Source organism: Hazenella coriacea (assembly GCF_004341825.1).
In the GTDB taxonomy this organism is placed as follows: domain Bacteria; phylum Bacillota; class Bacilli; order Thermoactinomycetales; family Thermoactinomycetaceae; genus Hazenella; species Hazenella coriacea.
Genome location: NZ_SMAG01000005.1, coordinates 24,036 through 45,423 on the forward strand (window position 1 = coordinate 24,036; position 21,388 = coordinate 45,423).

The following is a 21,388-nucleotide window of genomic DNA, read 5'->3' on the forward strand; positions in this document are numbered from 1 at the left end:
GAAACATAGATCCATGGTAAGATTTTGGTGTAGTCATTTGAACATTGGTTCATTAACGAGAGTTTACAAGAACTGATCAGGTAGACCATATTGCGTACATTCATTGACTGGTTGTATAATAAACATCAGTTTGATTAATCGGATGGGGGTTCATTCAAAGTGTTAACAACGATTAACAAAGTTTCCGCACATGTTGGAGACGAAGTAAAAATAGGCGGATGGCTATATAATAAACGTTCAAGTGGAAAGATCCAATTTTTACAACTAAGAGATGGAACCGGTTTTATTCAAGGGGTTTTGGTTAAGAAGCAAGTTTCACCTGAGATTTGGGAAGCCGCTAGTACCTTAACGCAAGAAAGTTCTCTTTATATCTGGGGAACTGTACGAGAGGATGAGCGTGCACCTAGTGGTTACGAATTAGATGTAACCAAGATTGAAGTGATCCAAGTTGCAGATGAATATCCTATTTCTAAAAAAGAACATGGGGTAGATTTCCTCATGGATCATCGTCACTTGTGGATTCGTTCGTCTCGGCAACAAGCCGTTTTAACGATTCGTGCTGAAATTATTCGGGCTCTTCAAGATTATTTAGATCAAAACGACTTTACACTCGTAGACCCTCCCGTTTTGACCCCTTCTTCCTGTGAAGGAACCACCAACTTGTTTCATACTAAATACTTTGATGAAGATGCCTTCTTGACACAGAGCGGTCAGCTATATATGGAAGCTGCAGCCATGGCATTAAATAAGGTATACTCCTTTGGTCCAACCTTCCGGGCAGAGAAGTCAAAAACACGTCGGCATTTGATCGAGTTTTGGATGATTGAACCAGAGATGGCTTTTGTAGAACATGAGGAAAGTCTGAAAATACAAGAGCAGATGGTTACTTATGTAGTCCAACGAGTTTTAGCAAACTGTCAATTTGAGTTGAAAACATTGGGTCGGGATATCAGTCGTCTTGAAAAGATTCAAGCTCCATTCCCGCGGATCACTTATGATGAAGCAGTTGAACTTCTACATAAAGAGGGCTTTGCTGATTTTAAATGGGGAGAAGACTTCGGGGCTCCTCATGAAACCAAAATTGCAGAAAGCTTTGATCGACCCGTGTTTATTACTCACTATCCGACGGAACTTAAGGCATTCTACATGAAACCAGATCCAAATCGTCCTGAGGTGGTTCTTTGTGCCGATTTGATTGCACCTGAGGGATATGGAGAAGTAATTGGAGGAAGCCAACGGATTGATGATCCGAAGTTAATGGAAGAACGTTTTGAACAACACCAGTTACCCTACGAAGCTTATCAGTGGTACTTAGACTTACGTAAATACGGAACGGTTCCACATTCAGGTTTCGGACTCGGTTTAGAGCGAACGGTAGCTTGGATTTGTGGGCTAGATCATGTGCGTGAAACGATTCCATTCCCACGAATGTTGAATCGTCTATATCCATAAGGTAGGTTTTAGGCATCGGTGAGTTATGCCGGTGCTTTTTTTATTTTTCAAGTCTATTTCTCTCGAATGTGCTTGTAGTATAGTAGAGAAGATGAGAGAGGTGGGTCGAATGGATCAAAAAGGATCATTGCAAACGTCACTCGTCCAACTGTTACAACAAGGTTCTATATCATTACCTGTCGTATTATTTACTGAATATAAGAGAATTGGCTTAACAGAACCTCAGGTTCTTTTGCTTATTCATATTATGTTATATCAAGAAAAAGAACAGAATTCTTTTCCAACAGTGAGAGAATTGGAAGAGAGGATGAGTTGTTCAACAGATGAAATCATGGGGATTATACAGCGGCTCGTTCGTGGAGGTTTTTTGAAAATTGAGGAAGAAACCAATGAACATGGAGTGCGTTGTGAGAGATATTCCATCTCCCCACTTTTGCAACAACTAATTGCTTCCTTTGTAGAGCGGCATGGGGAAGAGAAAACTAATTCAGACGAAGTGTACGGAAATGTTTTCAGGTTGTTTGAACAAGAATTTGGGAGAGCCTTGTCTCCGATGGAGTGTCAATTACTAGCGAAGTGGATCGATGAGGATCATTGTCCAGAGCCATTGATTGAGGCTGCACTTCGAGAAGCTGTTTTTTGTGGTAAAGTAAATATTCGTTATATTGACCGGATTTTGTTGGAATGGCAACGGAATGGTGTGAAGACACCTGAAGAAGCTGTTGATTACTCTCGAAAATTTAGACAAAAAGGGTTACTTTATCAGCAGAATTCAACAATTAGAGAAAAGAAAACTGCTACTCCAAGCTTTTCTTTTTATAATTGGGTTAACCATGAATAACCGCTAGATCTATAGAGATAAAAAAACGTGTTTCCAATCAAGGAAACACGTTTTTTTATTGAATCCAATTTTTTTTGATGAAGAAGTTAAAAAGAGGATTGATCGTCCATGCAAGGATACAGCAAAAAAAATATAGACAGAGAATCGGTGCTAAAATCGTAAGTCCTAGGCTTGGATTAGACTCCGTAAGAAGACCCGTGATAATAAATAATACAACAAGTCCCAAAATTAAAAGGTCTCCAAGTTGCCGAAACCATAAGCTAGTAGTCCAAAATAAGCTATAGAACCGATTCTTTGCTTTTAGTGATAGTAGAAAGGCGTCTCGAAGATCTTGATTTTCCGGATTCATTCGTAACGCTTCTCTTAAGTGAACAAATGCCTCAAGCGGCTGATTCTTATGATAGAGTAGAAAGAGTCCAAAATGATAATGGGATAAATAACTACTTGGATCGATGCGAAAAGCCTCTTTTAAATGATATTCTGCTTGCTTTAAGTCACCTTTGTTAGCTAGAAGGAATCCATATAAGACATGGAAATTCGGATCGGATGATTCAAGTTCCAATGCTTTTTTTGCATGATATAATGCTTGATCTGTACTATAATGTTGGTTTCCTAAAAAGTTCCCATACCAGTAATGAGAGTCAGCATTTTCCGGGTTTAAGAGAAGAGCCTTTTGAAAGGCATCATCTGCTTCACGGCCTTTTTTAAGTTTTCCAAGTAGATAACCTAAAAAAGCATAGGCATTTTCATTGTTTGGGTCGATTTGCAATGCTTGCCGTAATGCTTGGATCGCAGTCTCATATTGGTCTTGCATAGAGTAAGCTCTAGCAATGATGATATAGGGTTGACTACTCTCTGGAGCTTTTTTTAGCAGATTAAGCATCATCTCGATGGCTAAGTCATATCTTCTCACATCTAACGCATGCTCTGCCTTCATTAACTCCGTATAAAAATCCATATCTTGGTCTACAGTGTGCATAAATGTCCCTAACCTTTTCTTGTTCTTTCGAATTCATGACACCATCACTTCGCCTATTATAACAAACTTAAGATATCAAGTAATCGAAAATCCTTTTAAGTCATGGAATGGACAGAATATTATATATAATATTGAAGGTATTGTTTGATGATCTAAAGGTACCTGAGGGAAAATATATATTGATACTTATAACAATTTATAGAATAATAGGAATAGGCTTAGTGGTTCTAGAAGTCGCTAAGTTTAGAATGATGATGGATAATTTCATAGCATGGGTATAGGTGCTGATCAAAGAAAGTCAGCTTAAAAGGGAAGTTCGGTGTAAATCCGACACGGTCCCGCCACTGTAAGGGTGAGCTATTTACCAAACCACTGTCTTTAGATGGGAAGGGGGTAAAATAGTGATGAACCTAAGTCAGGAGACCTGCCTGTACTAACGCAACCGTCAAACCTACGAGGATAGGGAGGTGTCGATGAACAGAAATCGAATGCAACTTTTTTAGTTGCGCAATTGAATATGTTCGGAAAACCCTAAGTACATCCCTGACTAGTGTGGATGTGCTTTTTTATGTGCCAAAAAGAAAGGAGAAGAAAAAATGAATCAAAGGCGAAAATGGTTAGGGTTATTTGTAGTGATGTTAGTGGTTTCGATGATCAGTTCAGTTGTGAGCCCTGCGGTGTGGGCAAACGGTGAACTAGAAAATATTGAGCAAGAAACATCCTCGATTACTTTAACCGTGGTTGGAGACCCTGCACGCGGAACCATTTTACCAGGGACATCAGTTCCTGTTCAAAGTACAGATACCGCTTTTACAGTTTTATTAAAGGCGTTAGGTAATAAAGTGGAGTACATGGGATCTGGAAGCTCTGTGTATGTACAAGCCATTGATGGATTGGCAGAGTTTGATCGAGGTTCATTAAGTGGATGGATGTATCAAGTGAATGGACAGTTTCCTCCAGTATCAGCAGGAGCTTATAAAGTAAAACCTGGTGATCAAGTGGCTTGGTTGTATACCTGTGATGGAGGCGCAGATGTAGGGCTTCCTATGTTTTCTAATATAGAATTCTCTTCTCCATCCAAAACAATTGTCAAAAATAATCTACGTTTTTCTGAGTCTAATTCCAACATGATGATCGCATCTGTCAAAGAGTCAGAACAGATCTCCAAGATTGAGGAAAACAGATCAGTAGTAATCACCCAATCAAATTTGGAGTCAGGTTCACTCTCATGGAAAGAGAGCATGGAGAAAGCAAAACAACATATTTTGAAAAAAGATAGTCATACCGATTGGGAGGTAGTTGGTTTGGTGGGGAGCGGAGCAAGTGCTCCCTCCTCTTATCTTCAAAGCAGATATGAAGAAGTGCAAAACAAGCAGGCGAATTATCGGAAAGCAACTGATTTAGAAAGAATGGTGTTAGGCATCGTAGCTGCTGGTGGAAATCCAGAAGATGTAGGTGGATATAATCTGATTGAAAAAATATATAATCATGGAAATATAACGATGACTGGGAATAATGGTGTTATTTTTGGACTCATTGCTTTAGATAGTAAATCCTATCCAATTCCTTCTGAAGCGAAATGGACACGAGAAAAGCTGATCGATTATTTATTACAACAACAAAATGGAGATGGTGGTTGGGCGCTTTCAACAGGAAAAAGTGATGTAGATATCACAGCAATGGCATTAACCGCCTTGGCACCTTATCGTGATCAAAAGAGGGTAGAGGAGAGTGGACAAAAAGCACTTCGCTGGCTGTCGCAGGTACAAAATGAAAATGGTGGATTTGAGTCTTGGGGTGTTGAGGCGAGTGAAAGCGCTTCACAAGTAATCATAGCACTTAGTTCATGGAAAGTAGATCCACAAAGCTCCTTATTTACGAAAAAAGGACATCATGTCTTGGGGAATTTACTTTCTCATCAACAGGGAGATGGTGGCTTTGCTCATACCAAACAAATTCCAAGCAGTGATGGGATGGCGACTGAACAAGCTTTACAAGCTATAGTGGCTTACCAATACTATCTGGAAGGTCGAGGGCTTCTTTATCAGTTTCCAAAGTCAACTACTCCACCAAAACCTACAGAACCGCAACCGAAACCCAATCCAACGCCACAGCCTCAACCCAACCCCAAACCACTACCGAAGCCTAAGCCAATCACCCCAAATCCTAGACCGTATCCAACTGTTGTTCAGCCAAAATACCCTGTTCAGCAGCCTTCGCCTCAAATGGTGTTTCAACCAACATCACTAAAACCTAACATACTTAGTGATGCATCAACTACAGAAACTACAGATGAGGTGATTCATACTCCAAAAGAGATAGATGAATACAACAGGATTTCATTGAGAGCTAAGATTGTGCCCAAAACTGCTTTTTGGACTCCTAGTATCACACCGCTTTGGTGGAAACAACCATCTATTTGGTTGATTGGAGTCGGAAGTCTATTGTTTGTGCTTGCAATTCTTTATTATCTAATTCCTATTTGGAGAAGGAAGGGTCAAATATGAAGAGATGGGTTCCACTAATCATAGCTCTGGCTGGGCTTCTTTTTGTTACAGCTGGAGTACTAAGTATGAATGAAGAACCTTCCCCTTCATCAGCTAGTAAAGTTTTTTCACAAGAAGATTCTTCGCAAACTCCTGATTTAGCGATGAATAAAGAAAAGTTGTCTGAAGAGACCCCATCGGATTCTACACCAGAAAAAACTGAACAGTCCCAAACTCAATCAGATTTAAGAGAAAAAGAGTCTAGTTCATCGCCAAAGATAGAAACTCCTTCCTCTGTACCATCAGGAAGTGAGCTTAAGCCCAGCGCTCCAACATTAGAAAAACCAATTTCTACTGTTCAATACTATATACGGGGTGACCAACAGCTAGGCGTTATTTTTTCTGGACAAGTTCCTGTTCATTCAGGAGACACGGTATTTGAAGTGTTAAAAAGAGTGACAAAACAACAAAAGATTGCGATGGAGCATCGAGGAATTGGTTCACAAGTGTATGTAGAAGGAATCGCAAATCTGTATGAATTTGATCGTGGGCAGGGGAGTGGTTGGATGTATCGGGTTAATGGCGTATTTCCTAACAAAAGTGCAGGTGTATTTGAAATTAAACCAGGTGATAAAATCGAATGGCTATACACATTGGATCTAGGAAAAGACTTAGGAGCCGAGTTGAAATGAGATTGGCAACTAGTGAATTTCACCCTGGGGTAATAGGAACCTATTTACTGGGTTTATTTTTATTTTCAATGCTTTTATTTCATCCGCTATTTCTGATCCTGACGATGACCCAACTACTTATCTTTCACAAGTTATTTGGTGATTGGAGGCAAGTAAAGGAATGGCTTCCATTCTTTTTTGGAATGATCGGGATTTTAATAGTTATTAACGCACTCCTTGTTCATCGAGGTTCACATGTTTTGTTTACACTTCATCAGCCCATTACGTTGGAAGCCATCTTATATGGTGGAACTTTGGGACTGTTAATTGTTACGATGTTCCTTATTTTTATGACATATAATATTCTGCTTCCAAGTGAAAAGTTTCTTTATCTGGCAGGTAAGTTTCTTCCTAAAACCGCACTCTTAGTCATGATGTCCTTACGAATGGTTCCTCTTTTAAAACAAAGGATTACTGAGATTCAAGCTGCGCGTAGGGTCAGATTCTCTCCTTCATCAGATTGGTTCATTCAAATGAAACATCATATGCAGGTAGTCATGACATTGACTACCTGGTCTTTAGAGGAAGCTTTGGAAAGTGCAGATTCGATGCATGCTAGAGGATATGGGCAAAGGAAAAGAAGTGTTTATGAACCTTATGATTGGGATCGGCGTGACAGTGTTGTGGTTACGTTTTTGGTTGTAAGTCTTTTATTCATCGGTTGGGGATGGATTCAAGGTTATGGTGTATTTACCATTTATCCAGTGATGGAACCTTTGTTTACAGATTCCTTCGAGTGGGTCTTAGCGTGGTTATGGTTGATTTGGGGGGCATGGCCCATTTGGATGGAAGGTGGGGAGTGGTTTCGATGGCATTTATTGAAGTAAAGCAGTTTTCTTTTACATATGCAGGAAGTAATCATCCTACATTGAGTAACTTGAACTTAACCATCAAAGAAGGTTCTATGTGTGTACTTGTGGGCCCTTCTGGTTCTGGAAAAACAACTCTTCTTCGTCACTTAAAAAAAGAGTTAAGTCCTGTTGGAACAAGTGAAGGAGAAATCTTGTATCTGGGTAAACCGATCGATTCAAGTTCATCTACAGATGTGGGGATGGTATTCCAAGACCCAGACAATCAAATTGTGATGGATCGTGTTCAGAGTGAACTCGTTTTTGGCTTAGAGAATCACGGCTTGCCTACTACTGTGATGCGAAAAAGGGTAGCGGAGCTTGCACAATTGTTTCAACTAGATGTTTTATTATCGAAGCCGATCCATGAACTATCAGGTGGACAAAAGCAGTTAGTTAATCTAGCCTCCATTTTACTGCTTCGTCCTAAACTGTTGTTGCTAGATGAGCCAACCGCTCAACTAGATCCTATTGCTCGCCAAGAGTTGATCCAGATTTTGATTCGCCTTAATCAAGAGTGGGGAATCACGATCATTCTTGCTGAACATCAACTAGAAGATGTATATCCATGGGCTGAACATGTGGTGATATTAGATCAGGGACAGATAGTTTCACAAGGGAAACCTCAAGAATTGATACCACAGACGCACAAAAATCCTAAACATCTTTTATTTCTACCTCAAGTAAGTCAATTAGCCTTAGCATTAGATCAAGGAACAAGTGGAAAGTATCCTCTGACAGTCAAAGAGGGGAGAGAGTGGGTACAATCAAGGCAGTTTGATCCTATCTCACAAAGTCAACGTCAAGTAGAATTAGGGGCGGAATTGCTTCGAGTCGAACAACTTCATTATCGCTTTGAAAAGAACGATCCTGATGTGATTAAACGTCTAGACTTTACTCTCCATCGTGGAGATTTTGTAGCTTTGTTTGGTGCGAATGGTTCAGGAAAGTCAACTTTACTACGTTTATTGTGTGGTCAGTTGGTTCCGCAACGAGGAGTATACCGAATCAATGGGAAGCGTCATGGACGGAAAGCAAATCTAGTCAAGCTTTTGCACCTCGCTTATCTGGGACAGAATCCAAAAGCTATGTTTATCCATGAAACATTAGAAGAAGAGTTTGCAGAATTGAGAAAGGTAGAGGGTATTTCTCAAACAACCATGGAGCACTGGATCGAGCGTTTTCAATTAACAAAACTTCTTTCACGACATCCTTTTGACTTAAGCTATGGAGAACGTCAAAAAGCGGGGTTAGCACTCCTTTTACCCACTCAACCTGATTTATTATTACTTGATGAACCGACCAAAGGACTTGATCCCATCTCTAAACAGAATTTAGCTCAATGGTTTCAAGAAATTCAGGAAATGGGGATTACAATTTTGATGGCAACCCATGACCTAGAATTTGCAGCTCAAATAGCCAATCGTTGTGCATTATTATTTGATGGAAGAGTGACGGCTGAGGGAACAGTGACAGAATTTTTCCAAGGGAACTCATACTATACCACTGTGATCGATCGCGTTTTACGAGGAACAGCAGTGGAAGGGTGTTTGACTGTGAAAGAGGTGAAAGAAACATGTCTCGTTCTTCCATCTACCTGTTGAGTACAATTGGCATCATTGTGGCAATGTTAACTATTTTTTCAATTTGGATGCAAGGACAGTATTTTTTAGTAAGCATTACTTTTTTGCTAATGGTTTTTGTCCCTTTGTTGATGAGATTTGAGCAAAGGAATATTGAAGGACGAGAACTTGTTTTTTTAGCAGTACTCATTGCAATTGCCTCAATCAGTCGTGTACCATTTGCTCCACTTCCTAGTATTCAACCGACTAGCTTTGTGATTATGGCATCTGCATGGGTTTTAGGTGCAGAAAGTGGTTTCTTAATCGGTGCTTTGAGTGCTTTTGTCTCCAATATCTTTTTAGGTCAAGGACCATGGACTCCTTGGCAAATGCTAGCATGGGGACTCATGGGTTGTATGGCAGGATGGCTCAAGGATACTTGGTGGATGCAAAAGCTTTGGGGGAAGTTGCTTTTCGGTTTGGGTTGGGGATTTTTGTTTGGATGGATCATGAATCTTTGGGTAATGACAGGTTCACTTCATTTTTGGTCATGGCAAGAATGGCTCACCATTTATCTAGCAAGCTTTTTTTTCGACTTGGCTCACGCTTTGTGTAATGTTGTGTTTATTACTCTGTTTACTTCTAAATGGCTCAGAAATTTAGAGCGATTCCAAGTCAAGTATGGGTTATTAAAAAGTTGAATAGTAAATCTCTATGAAAAGGAGCGATCAGATTTATCTTGTGGTGTGAAATACAGGCGGGCTAAGGCTCGCTTTTTTAAGTTCAAGATTTAATAAAAGTTACTTATTAGACGAATACTAATTTATCTAGGATCTTGATTAGACGGATTGGAGATTAGACGGATTGGAGATTGTTCCTCGAATATATTCAAACAAGTTTGTATTACAAACGAAAAATATGCTGGTTATGACTAGGCACTCATATTGCTGATGAATACTACAGACAAATGGACAAGACTCTTATTGTTAAAATAATCATGAATGCATATTTCGAATCAAACAATTGTGAGATCGTTTATAACTATTAGTAATGAAAAATATAAAAACTTCAACGTCCATGTATGGAGTTGGGGAGATGATGGGAAGGTTTCATGTGTTTGGTTTATTGGTAGGAAGGGTATAAATTAAACTTGAAAATCAAAAAAGAGGTGTCATGGATGGATCCATTTGTAGCATACAATCCCACCAAATTAATATTTGGAAAAGGGAAGTTAGCGGAGTTACAAAATGAAATTCCGCAGTATGGAAAAAAGGTTTTACTGGTTTATGGTGGTGGAAGTATTAAAAGGAATGGTTTATATGATCAAGTCATGCACTTGTTTGAAGTAATAGGAGTAGAAGTATCTGAGTTATCGGGAGTTGAGCCCAATCCTCGTTTGAGTACTGTACATAAGGGAATCGAACTTTGTAAAAAGAAGAAAATCGACTTCATCTTGGCGGTCGGGGGCGGGAGCGTGATTGATGCGACCAAAGCGATTGCAGTTGGTGCTAAGTATGAAGGCGATGTTTGGGATATTATTTCGAAAAAAACAACTGCGCAAGGAGCGCTACCATTTGGAACAGTGCTTACCTTAGCTGCAACAGGATCAGAGATGAACGCAGGATCAGTCATTACCAACTGGGAAACGAAAGAGAAAGTGGGTTGGGGAAGTCCACACTCATTCCCTAAGTTTTCGATCTTAGATCCTGTAAATACCTTTACTGTTCCTAAAGACCAAACGATCTATGGAATTGTAGATACGATGTCCCATGTACTGGAGCAATACTTTAGTCCATCGCCCAATGTTCCATTACTAGAAAGAATGGCTGAGTCACTTTTGATTACAGTGATCGAAACAGCGCCTAAGCTACTCAATGACCTTGAAAATTATGAGTATAGAGAAACCATGATGTATTGTGGTACGATTGCTTTAAACGGAACCCTGCAACAAGGGATGTTTGGTGATTGGGGAACCCATCAGATTGAACACGCAGTTTCTGCTGTTTATGATATTCCACATGGTGGGGGATTGGCTATCATTTTCCCTAATTGGATTCAATATGGGCTTGATCGAACTACAGCTAAAATGAAGCAATTGGCGATTCGTGTCTTCCAAGTCGATCCTAGTGGGAAAAGTGATCAAGAAGTTGCTATGGAAGGGATTCGGCGATTACGTGAGTTTTGGAGTAGTTTAGGAGCACCCCGTCGTCTTTCGGACTACGGAATTGATGATTCTCAACTAGAGGTCATGGCTCAGAAAGCGATCCTAGGCCGTGGAACTGTAGGGCGACTCCATCCAGTCAATGAGCAAGATGTATTAGAGATTTTGAAAATGTCATTATAGTATCTCTTAGGCACTAAAAAAGAAAACAAAAAAGAGACCTTTCCCCTGGGCAACGATAAAGGTCTCTTTTTAAGCATTCCTGTTTTATGGAATATCTCTTCATTATTGTACCTTGAAACTTTTGTCATTATACCCCTGAGGCTATTGAAAACTTCTCAGGAGTTGGAAGGAGGATTTATCATAAATATACGAGTGTTAGATAAAGAAGATGCAGAAGTGTACTGGCCATGTAGATTACGAGCGTTAAAAGAGGAACCTTTTGCCTTTGGCAGTTCTTATGAGGAAGCTAGGTTAACTCCCATAGAACAGGTCAGACAGAGGCTTGAAAGTGATCCAAATAAGTTTAATCTAGGAGCTTGGGATGAAGATGGACGATTAGTGGGAATAGTCACTTTTTCTCGTGAAACTTTAATTAAAATGCAACATAAAGCGAATATATTTGCTATGTATGTGATTCCAGAAGCTAGGGGAAAAGGAATTGCACGGCAATTATTAGCTGAAGTGATTCGTAGAGCAAAGCAGATCGAAGGTTTAGAGAAGATTCAATTAACTGTTGCTGCAAATAATGTAAGTGCTGTTCAGCTTTATCGTGTTTTAGGCTTTGAAACATTTGGAGTAGAGCGTAGAGCGTTAAAAGTACAAGGCGAATATATTGATGAAGAATGGATGGTTTACCATTTAGAGCCTTAAAGGCAAGTGTAAGATTTGTGACAGGAAAGTGTCTTTTTCAGAAAGTATTTACATTATAATAAGTATCTGATTGAAAGTTGCGATATGAACGAACGATCTGTGTGAAAGGTAGGCGTGACCCTTTGGAAAGTGACATAGGTGATTCGTTGAACCTGTTTCTCATTCTTTTTTTAGTCGTACTAAATGGTTTTTTTGTGGCTTCTGAGTTTGCCATTGTAAAGGTTCGCTATACACGAATTCAAGAGTTGATCGAACAGGGAGTTTCACAAGCTCAAACTGCACAGAAAGTTATTTCTCAAATGGATGCATATCTCTCAGCAACTCAACTAGGGATCACATTAGCATCATTAGGTTTGGGGTGGATTGGTGAACCTACCATTTCCGCATTTCTCAGATACTTTTTTCAACATCTAGGAGTTCCTGACTGGTTGATCCAAACATTATCTTTATTAATCGCTTTTTGTTTGATTACTTTTTTGCATATTGTAATCGGGGAGATGGCACCTAAAACACTGGCTATTCGCAAAGCAGAAACGATGACCCTCTGGACAGCAGCTCCCTTACATTGGTTTTACAAATTGTTTAAACCATGTATTATTCTTTTAAATGGAACTGCTAATCTGATACTAAAACTTTTTAAGGTTGAAGCGACAGATACCGCGAATGTTTATACAGAAGAAGAGATTCGCATGTTGATTGCCCAGAGTCATCAAAGCGGAGTCATTGGGTTTCAAGAAAAGAAGTTGATGGATAATCTATTTGATTTTAATGAACGGATTGTTCGAGAAGTGATGGTTCCCCGAGTTAATATGATTTGTTTATATCAAGGTCATTCGTTTGCAGAAAACTTTGATATTATGAGGCGAACTTCCCATACCCGATTCCCACTGTGTGGAAAAGATAAAGATGATGTGATTGGAATGATCCACGTCCGAGATGTTTATGAATGTTTTTCGGCGGACACACCTCCTTCATTAACTTTATTGGCTAGACAAGCGATTGCAGTACCAGAAACGATGGAAATCAAGGAAGTTTTACGTCGATTACAAAAGAAAAGGGTGGGAATGGCGATTGTCATTGATGAATTTGGAGGAACTTCTGGCTTGGTAACGACTGAAGATATTATCGAGGAGATTTTTGGGGATATTCAGGATGAGTTTGATGATGAGCCTCCTCCCATTGTGGTGAAAGGAAACCAGACATTTATTAATAGTCATTTGTTAATTGATGAGGTGAATCGACTTTTTCAGATCGAGATCCAAGATGAAGACAATGACACGATTGGAGGTTGGATTTTCTCGCAGCTTGGAAAATTACCTAAACAAGGGGATACAATTCCATTTGCCCACTTAGATTTTCAAGTTGCGAAGGTAGTTGAACGACGTGTGACCCAAATTGTTGTGAAACAACGATCCTCGATCATCAATGAAACCATGGTTGAATCAAAGGTTGTTGTCAATAAGGCGATCAGCAGTTGATGGTAGTAACATGATTCACAAGGGGATAGTTGTTTGGGGAAAATCACCAATAAAATTTCACATCACTTTCAATAGTTTCCCTCCTCGTGGATGAAAGCTATGGTATGATTTGAGAGGAGTGAATGTTGGGTTGTATTGGATAGGAGGTGTGCCGGTTTGAGTTCGAAAGAATTTTTTGACATCTTTCTATTTCCGGCCAACTGGGATTTTCAGTTGAACTTAGTGTTCATCGGTGTTAGCATCATTTATTTATTACTCACAGGTCCCTACCGACGATGGTTTCCTAATTCTGAGCCTGTACCTGGTAAAACCAAAGTCTTTTTTCTCTTAGGGATGATCGTATACTACTTTGCATTAGGAAGTCCGATTAGAGTCATTGCAGCTGAACTGTTTAGTATGCACATGATGCAAATGTCTCTCCTATATTTTGTTCTACCGCCATTACTATGGCTTGGAATACCTGCATATATGATTCGACCTTTATTAAACATCAAGGTCTTTCGGAAAATCTGGAACTTTTTCTCGAAACCATTGATTTCACTCGTAGTTTTCAATGGATCATTGTCATTCTATCACTTGCCAGTGGTATTCGAAGCGATCATGAACAGTCAAGTTTTGCATAACGTAACACATGGGTTCCTTTTATTTGCTGCTCTTACTATGTGGTGGCCAATTATTTCTCCAGTTAAGGAGCTAGATCGACTGCGACCTATTCCTAAATTAGGGCTTATTTTTGCGAACGGATTCATATTGACGCCTGCTTGTGCAATGATTACATTTACAGATATTGTACTATTTGATTCCTATTCGCAAATGTCTCAGTTAGCTCCAATCATGTCTCCACTCCATGATCAACAATTCGGTGGAGTGATCATGAAGATTATGCAAGAGATTGTCTATATTACGGCTATTATTTTAGTCTATACTCGTTGGGTTCGTTCTGAGCGGAAGAAAGAAGAAGAAGAGTTAATGAAAATTAGACAAGAAAATTCATCGCACCTTGCAAATGCTTAAGTGAGTAGGTGTTTGAATGAATAAATGGATGGTAATCATTCTCGGTGGATGTTTGGTTGTAGGTGGGATGAGTGCTTGTTCTCCACAGGATAGCTCTGAGCAGAAATTGCCACAAGTATTTGACCCCGAGTCTCTCTACTTAAACCATTGTGCTAATTGTCATGGTGGTAATTTAGAGGGGAGTTATGGTCCTTCTTTAAAGCAAACGGGATCAAAATATAGCAAAGATGAAATTCTCCAGATCATTCAAAAAGGCAAAGGGAAAATGCCATCTCAAGCCTATGTTGATCCCGAAGAGCAAGAAAAGTTAGCAGAATGGCTATCCAAACAGAAATAGATTTCCTTAATAGTTCTAAAAAAACATCACCGATTTCGGGTGATGTTTTTTTAGAATGTAAGAGAACCTTTGTCACTTCTGTTTGACAGAGAATGTAAACTGTTGTATGGTTACGTGAACCAATCGTAGCATGAAATTAAAGTGTCTTCAATCAATCGGTACATAATTTTACAAATATTAATGTAAGAGGAAATAAAAAATGTGATGGGGTAACCGGAAAGTTTATAATATTCAATATGTAGTTGAAAGAAGGGGTTAATTCTTGAAGATTGTTGTAACAGGTGCAACTGGACAATTAGGAAGAGAAATGGTTTTGTATTTTTCAAAAAAAGATGGGTATCAGGTGATTGGTTTTCCAAAGGAAGATTGGGATGTGACACAAGCACACCAAGCGATTGAAATATTGGATCGTGAACAGCCTGATGTTTTAATTCATTGTGCTGCTTTTACAGATGTGGATCAAAGTGAGGAGAATGCGAAGATTGCATTTCGAGTAAACGGCAAAGGGAGTCGTCTGCTGGCTACACACTGTCAACAGAGGCAGATTCGAATGGTCTATATAAGTACTCATTATGTATTTGATGGACAGAAAGAAGTGGGATATACAGAAGAGGATTTACCCAATCCGATTAACCAATATGGTAGGTCGAAAATATTAGGTGAAACTTGGGTAAGTCAGCTTTGTTCGCGACATTTAATCATTCGTACCTCGTGGCTATTTGGTATTCATGGAGATAATTTTGTCCGAACTATTTTAAGAAAAATTAAACAAAGGGAGGCTTTATCGATTTCTAATGATCGTGTGGGTAGTCCTACCTATACCAGACATTTGATTCAACAGATTGATCGTTTATTACAAACTGATGCGGTAGGGATTTTTCATATAACGAATCGGGGGAGTTGCACAAGGTATCAGTTTGCTAAACGAATTTGTGAGATGGCAAATCTCAATTATCCGATCCAACCGATCAAAGCGAAGGTTCTTAGACAAAAGGCAGTTCGTCCTCGTTATTCAGTGTTACTTTCTCCACGTAGAGAGGAGTTAGGTCTTCCTGAGTTGCCACATTGGAAAGAAGGAGTACAGGATTTTTTAAAGTCGATCAGGAGCATTTAATCACTATACTGATGTAGAAATAACGAATCGGGAGACCGATTTTCGTCTTCTATGAATTCGTACTAGGTAGAGCTCCCATACCGAGAGGAGGCCAAAGGACAGAGAGGAATAAATAAGATTGCCTCCTCATTATTTCTATGGGTAGGTTCTACTAGCACAATGTCATTTCATACGAAATCGGCTCCAACTGTGGATGAAGGAAGTGGTCTATTTTCTTAACTGCTTTACTAGCCATTCCAGACCAACTTTTCGTGAAGCTTTAAAGTAGACAATGGAACCAGATGGAATGGTGGAGTGAATATAGTGAAGTGCCTGTGCTTGTTTGGTGAAAGTGCGAATTCGGTTAGCTGGATATCCATGAGCTTGGGCAGTTCTAGCGATGATCGCAGCTTGAGAACCAATGGTGATTAAGTAGGTGGGTTTTGTTTGAGCAACATAGCGACCTACTCGTGCATGCCCATTTGCACTATATTTTCCTAGCTCGCCGATATCACCAAGAACTGCTACACTAGGGCGTTTTTGTGAAATATAATTGAGTACTTTTAATCCTGCAATCATCGAAGATGGATTTGCATTATAGGCATCATTAATAAGAAGACGCTTATTTTTTCCTTGTACTCTTTGTAGTCTCATATAAGGGCTTGAATAATGTAATAACCCTTGTTGGATGGATTGAGTAGGTACACCAATCTGGCGAGCAACTGCGATGGAAGCCAAAGCATTGTATACGTTGTGTTGCCCCCAAGTTTTGATATAATAAGGAACTCCATTTACTTTAAAGTGCATCCCATTCAGTTGAAAACGGATCGCAGTAGCTTGTAAGTCTGCACGGTTCTTAATCCCAATTCGAATTACTTTACCACGAAAGTTTTTAAGAGACAATTTTTTGCTACCTGGATCATCTGCGTTAAGGATTAATATTCCTTTGGGGTCCAAACCATTGATCAGCTCTTGTTTAGCCCGAGCCACGTTGTCCAAGGTGTTACCCAAGTTTCCGACATGAGCTTCACCTACATTGGTAACAATACCGATCTTAGGTTTAGCCAGGATACATTGCCTTCGAATGTTTCCTAAACTACGCATTCCCATTTCGAGAACGGCCACTTGATGTCTACCAGTTAAATGAAAAAGATGGGAAGGGGTATACGCAGCTACGTTTAGATTGGAAGGACTTCTAAAGGTGATAAATTTTTTCATCAAAATGGAGGCAAGCATCTCTTTGGTAGTTGTTTTTCCTTGGCTCCCTGTAACTCCAATGACAAGCGCTTTCGACTTCTGGCGTTGCCATCTGGCTAAACTCCAAAGAGCTTCATTCACATTGGAAACAATAATCAGTGGGTGATGATGGGGGATCGAAGAAGCCCATTGGGCTGTAGTAATAATCCCGGCACTTTTTTTGCTCCTTAGTTCGGAAAGGTTAAATTTCTTAGAAAATGAAGTATACAGAAAAAGAACTTTTCCTGTACCCAGATGACGAACCTGTTGATAGATCGCAAAGCGGACGGGAGATGAGGGATTCCCCCGTATGAGACGCCCCCCCACAACGCGAGCTAATTGACCTAATGTAATAGGGAACAAACTAGATCACCTCGCAGATATTTACACATTTGATCGTATTATCGTATGTATGCTATGTGGATAAGTGCTAGGCGAATGGCAGGGGAGGCTATTGACACAATAAATATTGAGAGAAGAATGGGGTGCTTCATTGTATGAAACACATTTATTTAATTCGCCATGCTCAAGCGGAAGGTCAAGCGGCGGATGCCCCTTTAAAATTTACAGGAAAGCAACAAGCTGAAAAGCTGGCAAGATACTTTCAAGATATTCAGGTAGACAAAATTATTTCTAGCCCCTATGTAAGAGCAATCGAAACCATTCGCTCCATGGCTACTCAAAAGAAAATTCCCATCGAATTAGATGAACGTTTAGTAGAACGAAAACTATGTGAAGAAGATCGTTCAGATTGGTATGAGCGTTTGAAAGACTCCTTTGAAAACTTGGATCTCACATTACCTGGAGGTGAATCGAGTCGAGTTGCGATGCGTCGAGTGGGGGAGGTATTTCAGGAACTAGTAGATCATTCTTGTCAAACTACGATTTTAGTTTCTCATGGAAATCTGCTCACTTTACTGTTAAAGAACATCGACTCTAGTTATGGTTTTATTCATTGGAAAGAGATGACGAATCCAGATGTTTTTTTGCTTATGGTTGAAGATGGAAGAACAACGGTAAACAGAGTGTGGCAACCATAATGTTTCAAAAAACCAAAACCAGTCTAGCACTTTATATATGTGTTTTGACTGGTTTTGGTTTGACGAATCAATAGATTTTGGTGGCATCTGGTGATAAATGTTGAACATGCTTTAAATATTCTGTTACGCACAGGGCATCTTCATGCGGATATTCATAAAGAAAATGATCTGCAACATATAGAGCTGTACGACGAAAAAGTTTGGCCATACCTAACAGTGCTTTCCAAGTTCCTTCATAGCTTCCATCAGCATAGGTGGACAGAAGATCATTCCAGCTATGTTTGGAAAGATATTTTTCTAAGTATTTTCCACTTTTGCCTGTACTAACAGAAAAATTGGTTTGGATCCCTACTTGCCATTCTAACATTTTCATGAGCATAGATCTGACGTGAAGATTTAGATGGTCTTGAGCAAAAAGTATCTCATTTCTCCACCTCAATGATTTGAATCCAGTTGTTATCGTCAAACATCATCACTGATCCATTTCATCGGGAGGCAGAATGAAGGTATTTTCCTTTTTCATGATGAGAAATACTGTGAATTCTTCTTTCTAAAATAATCTTGAAGAACATCAGCGCCACGGATGTTTCCCTTACATTTTTGCAAAGTAGATTGCATTTCTTTTACGTTTCTTTGTAAAGAAAGATTGGAACTTATTTTTTTCACGGCTTCTCTTAATTGTTCGACTGTAAGCGTATTTGAATCCAATACTAAACCCAGATTTAACGCTTCTACACGGGCAGCCACTATAGGCTGATCAGAGGATTGGGGAACTAATAGAAGTGGAACACCAAACCAAAGTGATTCCATGACGGAATTCACTCCCCCATGTGAGATGAAAATATCGGAATGCTGAAGCACTTCTAGTTGGGGAACAAAGGGATTAATGAGAAAATTAGGTGGAATGTTGGTGTTTTCAAGAATCGTTTTAGAAACCATAACGACTTTCCATTCCGTGTTGGCAAACGCATCGATGCAAATTTGATTGAAATGTGGATTATGAATTACACTTCCCAATGAAATAAAAATGGTTGGTTGATCTTTGATTTGTTCTATAGGGAAATCTAGTTCTTGCTCTCTCTTGATGATGGAAGGACCGATAAATTCATATTGGTCATCCAAGTATTTGGAATCTGGTTGAAATTCTCGTAGAATGGGTGCGATATTTAACTCTTCTTTTACTATAAACATCTTTTTAATTACTTCTGGTATCTCTCCATCGAATGATGTGGAGAAATATTGGAATATAGGTGAATCAGGTGTAACGACAATGCCAGAATAAAACAGAACTCTGGGGATGTGTAGTTGTTCAGAAATCGTACGACCCCAGAGACACATCGGGTCACATACAATACCATCAACCTCTTCCGATTTCACCTGTTCTATTAGTTGTGGGGCTTCTTTGATATGACGAGAGAGATTTTTAATTAACACTTCAGGTGAGGAGACGTTTGTGGAAAATTGATTAGTATTTTCTTCATGCATTTGTATACCGAATTTATCATGGATGACTCGAACTTCTGCACCAATCTCCTTGATTTTCTTCTCAAATTCTTCTGTTGTATAATAAACAACTTGCTCCCCTCGTCGGACAAGTTCTTTTGCCACTGGTAAGGTTGGATTGATATGTCCATGAGCAGGCATCATAAAAAACAATATTTTCATGGTTGATCCTCTCCATTTTTATATTTTAATCATCAATTATTGAAGACTTACTCCCTTTAGAATTGGATTATTTATCCGACTCTTAAAACTGAACTAGTTTCACTAAAAAGTAACTACCATGACTATTAGCACACCTTAAAAGATGAATAGGAGTAGTATAGATAATTTACCCAACTTTATATTATCTTTTGTTTAATTTTTATGAACATTTTTGGTCTTTTCAGGTTAAGCGTATTTGTCAGTGATTAAACTTTCGAATTTGATTAGTTTATATATATAATCACTTAAAAATAAAAAACAGCCTGCTAAGTTGAAGCAGGCTGTTTGGTTAGCGCCAAACATCATCCCCCATAAATTTCACAGGGTCAGGTTCGTCTGGAGACTCTTGAGGTGTTTTTTTCGGTTTTTGATCTTGATCCACGGCTTCTTTAATTAAAGAATGAATCGCTTCGTTAAAGCTTTGATTTCTTTTACGACAGACATGTTCGAAGGCTTTCGATAATTCGGCAGGGATCTTAATGGTATGTTCTGTGGATAAGGAGGCAGGTTGGTCAACATTTTCTCGAACAAATTTTTCAAAAAGATTCATGGTAACCTCCAGATATTAATGAGTACTTTAGTCTATAAACATTTTATATATAAGAAAATAGAAATCAAGGTGATGTGGTTTTTTCTACTGGCTATCCATTTCTTTTTTTTCTTATTCGAATTTCTGCTAATAAAAAAATACTTGCAAAGATCAGGAGCATCCCTAATCCAGCTCCCCATGACATTTCTTCTTGTAAAAACAAAACACCCCAGATTACACCAAAAACGGGAACTAGAAAAGTAACATACAGTGTCTGGGTCGGACCGATCTCTCGTAAAAGTTGAAAATAAAATAGGTAGGCGATCGCTGTTGATCCGATGGCGAGCCCTAGTAAGGAGAAGAGTGCAGGGAGGGATGGGATCGTTAAGGGTAAATCAGCGAGTGAAAATGGCAAAAGAAATACACTTGCTCCCAATAACTGACCAATAGCGAGTTCCAATGGACTTGAAACAAAATTGCGCTTGGCATAAATCGTTCCAAAACCATAGCCGATCGTGGCTAAAAGTGAACAGATGATTGCGATAAAGACTTTTAGATGTAAGGGGATCGGTGTCCAGCCAACTAAAACGATCACACCGATCAATCCAACTACGAGGCCACTAATTTTCTTCCAAGTCAGAGGCTCTCTAATCCAGATCCATGCGATCAGGGCAGTGAAAATGGGAGTGGTTGCATTTAAGATAGCCGCTAATGAGGAGGGGATGGTTATTTCTGCATAAGAAATGAGAGCGAAAGGAATAGCGGCATTGATTGCCCCTAACCAGATATACTTTTTCCAATGGGGGAAAATATCTAGTTTCGTTCGTGTCATCCACGCAAATAATAGAAGAGCTCCTACAGCTAGAAGTAAGCGTAATTCCACCAACATAAAGGGACCGAAGGTTGGAACGGAAACACGGATAAAAAAGAACGAAGCCCCCCATAGAGCGGCAAGTGAACATAGAATAATCAGATTTTTTGTGCTCATGTGAAATTACCTTTCTTTCCAATAAATATCTTGCTA

General features: G+C 39.3%; 20 protein-coding genes and 1 riboswitch. Of the genes, 14 read left to right on the forward strand and 6 right to left on the reverse strand.

Going from position 1 to position 21,388, the window contains the following annotated elements; translation table 11 throughout:
* Positions 1–159: 159 nt before the first annotated feature.
* Together asnS and EDD58_RS09845 are read left to right on the forward strand one after the other, a co-directional pair.
* A complete protein-coding gene (asnS, locus tag EDD58_RS09840) occupies positions 160–1,452 on the forward strand; it encodes an asparagine--tRNA ligase (RefSeq protein WP_131925072.1) in 1,293 nt (430 codons plus the stop codon).
* 109 nt (positions 1,453–1,561) lie between these two features.
* The gene (locus EDD58_RS09845) at positions 1,562–2,293 is read left to right on the forward strand and encodes a DnaD domain protein (RefSeq protein ID WP_165875918.1); all 732 of its coding nucleotides are present in this window, start codon (positions 1,562–1,564) and stop codon (positions 2,291–2,293) included.
* Positions 2,294–2,348: 55 nt separating this feature from the next.
* Here the strand turns inward: EDD58_RS09845 and EDD58_RS09850 are convergent, their stop codons facing one another.
* Entirely contained in the window at positions 2,349–3,251 is a 903-nt protein-coding gene (locus tag EDD58_RS09850) for a tetratricopeptide repeat protein (protein ID WP_165875919.1), read from the reverse strand.
* 283 nt (positions 3,252–3,534) lie between these two features.
* A riboswitch (cobalamin riboswitch) is annotated at positions 3,535–3,718 on the forward strand.
* A gap of 150 nt (positions 3,719–3,868) precedes the next feature.
* Here EDD58_RS09850 and EDD58_RS09855 point away from each other — a divergent pair.
* The 11 genes from EDD58_RS09855 to rfbD all read left to right on the forward strand — a co-directional run bounded on the left by EDD58_RS09855 (position 3,869) and on the right by rfbD (position 15,876).
* A complete protein-coding gene (locus tag EDD58_RS09855; RefSeq protein ID WP_131925101.1) occupies positions 3,869–5,779 on the forward strand; it encodes a DUF4430 domain-containing protein in 1,911 nt (636 codons plus the stop codon).
* On the forward strand, positions 5,776–6,450 hold the full coding sequence (locus EDD58_RS09860; protein ID WP_131925104.1) for a DUF4430 domain-containing protein: 675 nt from the start codon (positions 5,776–5,778) through the stop codon (positions 6,448–6,450). Before EDD58_RS09855 ends, EDD58_RS09860 begins: the two co-directional genes overlap by 4 nt.
* The gene (locus tag EDD58_RS09865; protein ID WP_165875920.1) at positions 6,447–7,316 is read left to right on the forward strand and encodes an energy-coupling factor transporter transmembrane component T; all 870 of its coding nucleotides are present in this window, start codon (positions 6,447–6,449) and stop codon (positions 7,314–7,316) included. The genes EDD58_RS09860 and EDD58_RS09865 overlap by 4 nt, the downstream gene beginning before the upstream one ends.
* The gene (locus EDD58_RS09870; RefSeq protein ID WP_165875921.1) at positions 7,271–8,941 is read left to right on the forward strand and encodes an ABC transporter ATP-binding protein; all 1,671 of its coding nucleotides are present in this window, start codon (positions 7,271–7,273) and stop codon (positions 8,939–8,941) included. The genes EDD58_RS09865 and EDD58_RS09870 overlap by 46 nt, the downstream gene beginning before the upstream one ends.
* The gene (locus tag EDD58_RS09875) at positions 8,914–9,600 is read left to right on the forward strand and encodes an ECF transporter S component (RefSeq protein WP_131925113.1); all 687 of its coding nucleotides are present in this window, start codon (positions 8,914–8,916) and stop codon (positions 9,598–9,600) included. The genes EDD58_RS09870 and EDD58_RS09875 overlap by 28 nt, the downstream gene beginning before the upstream one ends.
* A gap of 476 nt (positions 9,601–10,076) precedes the next feature.
* Positions 10,077–11,243, forward strand: coding sequence for an iron-containing alcohol dehydrogenase (locus tag EDD58_RS09880; protein ID WP_131925116.1), 1,167 nt, complete (start codon positions 10,077–10,079; stop codon positions 11,241–11,243).
* 192 nt (positions 11,244–11,435) lie between these two features.
* A complete protein-coding gene (locus EDD58_RS09885) occupies positions 11,436–11,933 on the forward strand; it encodes a GNAT family N-acetyltransferase (protein WP_243648702.1) in 498 nt (165 codons plus the stop codon).
* Between the two features lie 77 nt (positions 11,934–12,010).
* On the forward strand, positions 12,011–13,411 hold the full coding sequence (locus tag EDD58_RS09890; protein WP_243648703.1) for a hemolysin family protein: 1,401 nt from the start codon (positions 12,011–12,013) through the stop codon (positions 13,409–13,411).
* A 156-nt stretch (positions 13,412–13,567) separates the two neighbouring features.
* Positions 13,568–14,425, forward strand: a complete 858-nt coding sequence (locus EDD58_RS09895) for a cytochrome c oxidase assembly protein (protein ID WP_165875922.1) — start codon at positions 13,568–13,570, stop codon at positions 14,423–14,425.
* Positions 14,426–14,441: 16 nt separating this feature from the next.
* Entirely contained in the window at positions 14,442–14,762 is a 321-nt protein-coding gene (locus EDD58_RS09900; protein ID WP_131925122.1) for a c-type cytochrome, read from the forward strand.
* Positions 14,763–15,024: 262 nt separating this feature from the next.
* Positions 15,025–15,876: a dTDP-4-dehydrorhamnose reductase gene (gene rfbD, locus EDD58_RS09905; RefSeq protein ID WP_131925125.1), complete on the forward strand. Its 852-nt coding sequence runs from the start codon at positions 15,025–15,027 to the stop codon at positions 15,874–15,876.
* Positions 15,877–16,083: 207 nt separating this feature from the next.
* Here the strand turns inward: rfbD and EDD58_RS09910 are convergent, their stop codons facing one another.
* Positions 16,084–17,454: a UDP-N-acetylmuramoyl-tripeptide--D-alanyl-D-alanine ligase gene (locus tag EDD58_RS09910; protein ID WP_131925128.1), complete on the reverse strand. Its 1,371-nt coding sequence runs from the start codon at positions 17,452–17,454 to the stop codon at positions 16,084–16,086.
* Positions 17,455–17,588: 134 nt separating this feature from the next.
* Here EDD58_RS09910 and EDD58_RS09915 point away from each other — a divergent pair, with 134 nt between their 5' ends.
* Positions 17,589–18,131, forward strand: coding sequence for a histidine phosphatase family protein (locus EDD58_RS09915; protein ID WP_131925131.1), 543 nt, complete (start codon positions 17,589–17,591; stop codon positions 18,129–18,131).
* 67 nt (positions 18,132–18,198) lie between these two features.
* Here the strand turns inward: EDD58_RS09915 and EDD58_RS09920 are convergent, their stop codons facing one another.
* The 4 genes from EDD58_RS09920 to EDD58_RS09935 all read right to left on the reverse strand — a co-directional run bounded on the left by EDD58_RS09920 (position 18,199) and on the right by EDD58_RS09935 (position 21,352).
* The gene (locus tag EDD58_RS09920; protein ID WP_131925134.1) at positions 18,199–18,597 is read right to left on the reverse strand and encodes an aminoglycoside 6-adenylyltransferase; all 399 of its coding nucleotides are present in this window, start codon (positions 18,595–18,597) and stop codon (positions 18,199–18,201) included.
* Between the two features lie 53 nt (positions 18,598–18,650).
* The gene (locus tag EDD58_RS09925) at positions 18,651–19,796 is read right to left on the reverse strand and encodes a nucleotide disphospho-sugar-binding domain-containing protein (RefSeq protein ID WP_131925137.1); all 1,146 of its coding nucleotides are present in this window, start codon (positions 19,794–19,796) and stop codon (positions 18,651–18,653) included.
* 328 nt (positions 19,797–20,124) lie between these two features.
* Positions 20,125–20,385, reverse strand: coding sequence for a ribbon-helix-helix domain-containing protein (locus EDD58_RS09930; protein ID WP_131925140.1), 261 nt, complete (start codon positions 20,383–20,385; stop codon positions 20,125–20,127).
* Positions 20,386–20,476: 91 nt separating this feature from the next.
* The gene (locus tag EDD58_RS09935; protein ID WP_131925143.1) at positions 20,477–21,352 is read right to left on the reverse strand and encodes a DMT family transporter; all 876 of its coding nucleotides are present in this window, start codon (positions 21,350–21,352) and stop codon (positions 20,477–20,479) included.
* Positions 21,353–21,388 lie beyond the last annotated feature (36 nt).

Coding starts and splice junctions, on each gene's coding strand:
- EDD58_RS09845 (WP_165875918.1), top strand. CDS start 1,562: ATGGATCAAAAAGGATCATTGCAAACGTCACTCGTCCAACTGTTACAA.
- EDD58_RS09925 (WP_131925137.1), bottom strand. CDS start 19,796: ATGAAAATATTGTTTTTTATGATGCCTGCTCATGGACATATCAATCCA.
- EDD58_RS09860 (WP_131925104.1), top strand. CDS start 5,776: ATGAAGAGATGGGTTCCACTAATCATAGCTCTGGCTGGGCTTCTTTTT.
- EDD58_RS09880 (WP_131925116.1), top strand. CDS start 10,077: ATGGATCCATTTGTAGCATACAATCCCACCAAATTAATATTTGGAAAA.
- EDD58_RS09850 (WP_165875919.1), bottom strand. CDS start 3,251: ATGGATTTTTATACGGAGTTAATGAAGGCAGAGCATGCGTTAGATGTG.
- EDD58_RS09930 (WP_131925140.1), bottom strand. CDS start 20,385: ATGAATCTTTTTGAAAAATTTGTTCGAGAAAATGTTGACCAACCTGCC.
- EDD58_RS09915 (WP_131925131.1), top strand. CDS start 17,589: ATGAAACACATTTATTTAATTCGCCATGCTCAAGCGGAAGGTCAAGCG.
- EDD58_RS09900 (WP_131925122.1), top strand. CDS start 14,442: ATGAATAAATGGATGGTAATCATTCTCGGTGGATGTTTGGTTGTAGGT.
- EDD58_RS09935 (WP_131925143.1), bottom strand. CDS start 21,352: ATGAGCACAAAAAATCTGATTATTCTATGTTCACTTGCCGCTCTATGG.
- EDD58_RS09875 (WP_131925113.1), top strand. CDS start 8,914: ATGTCTCGTTCTTCCATCTACCTGTTGAGTACAATTGGCATCATTGTG.
- EDD58_RS09855 (WP_131925101.1), top strand. CDS start 3,869: ATGAATCAAAGGCGAAAATGGTTAGGGTTATTTGTAGTGATGTTAGTG.
- EDD58_RS09865 (WP_165875920.1), top strand. CDS start 6,447: ATGAGATTGGCAACTAGTGAATTTCACCCTGGGGTAATAGGAACCTAT.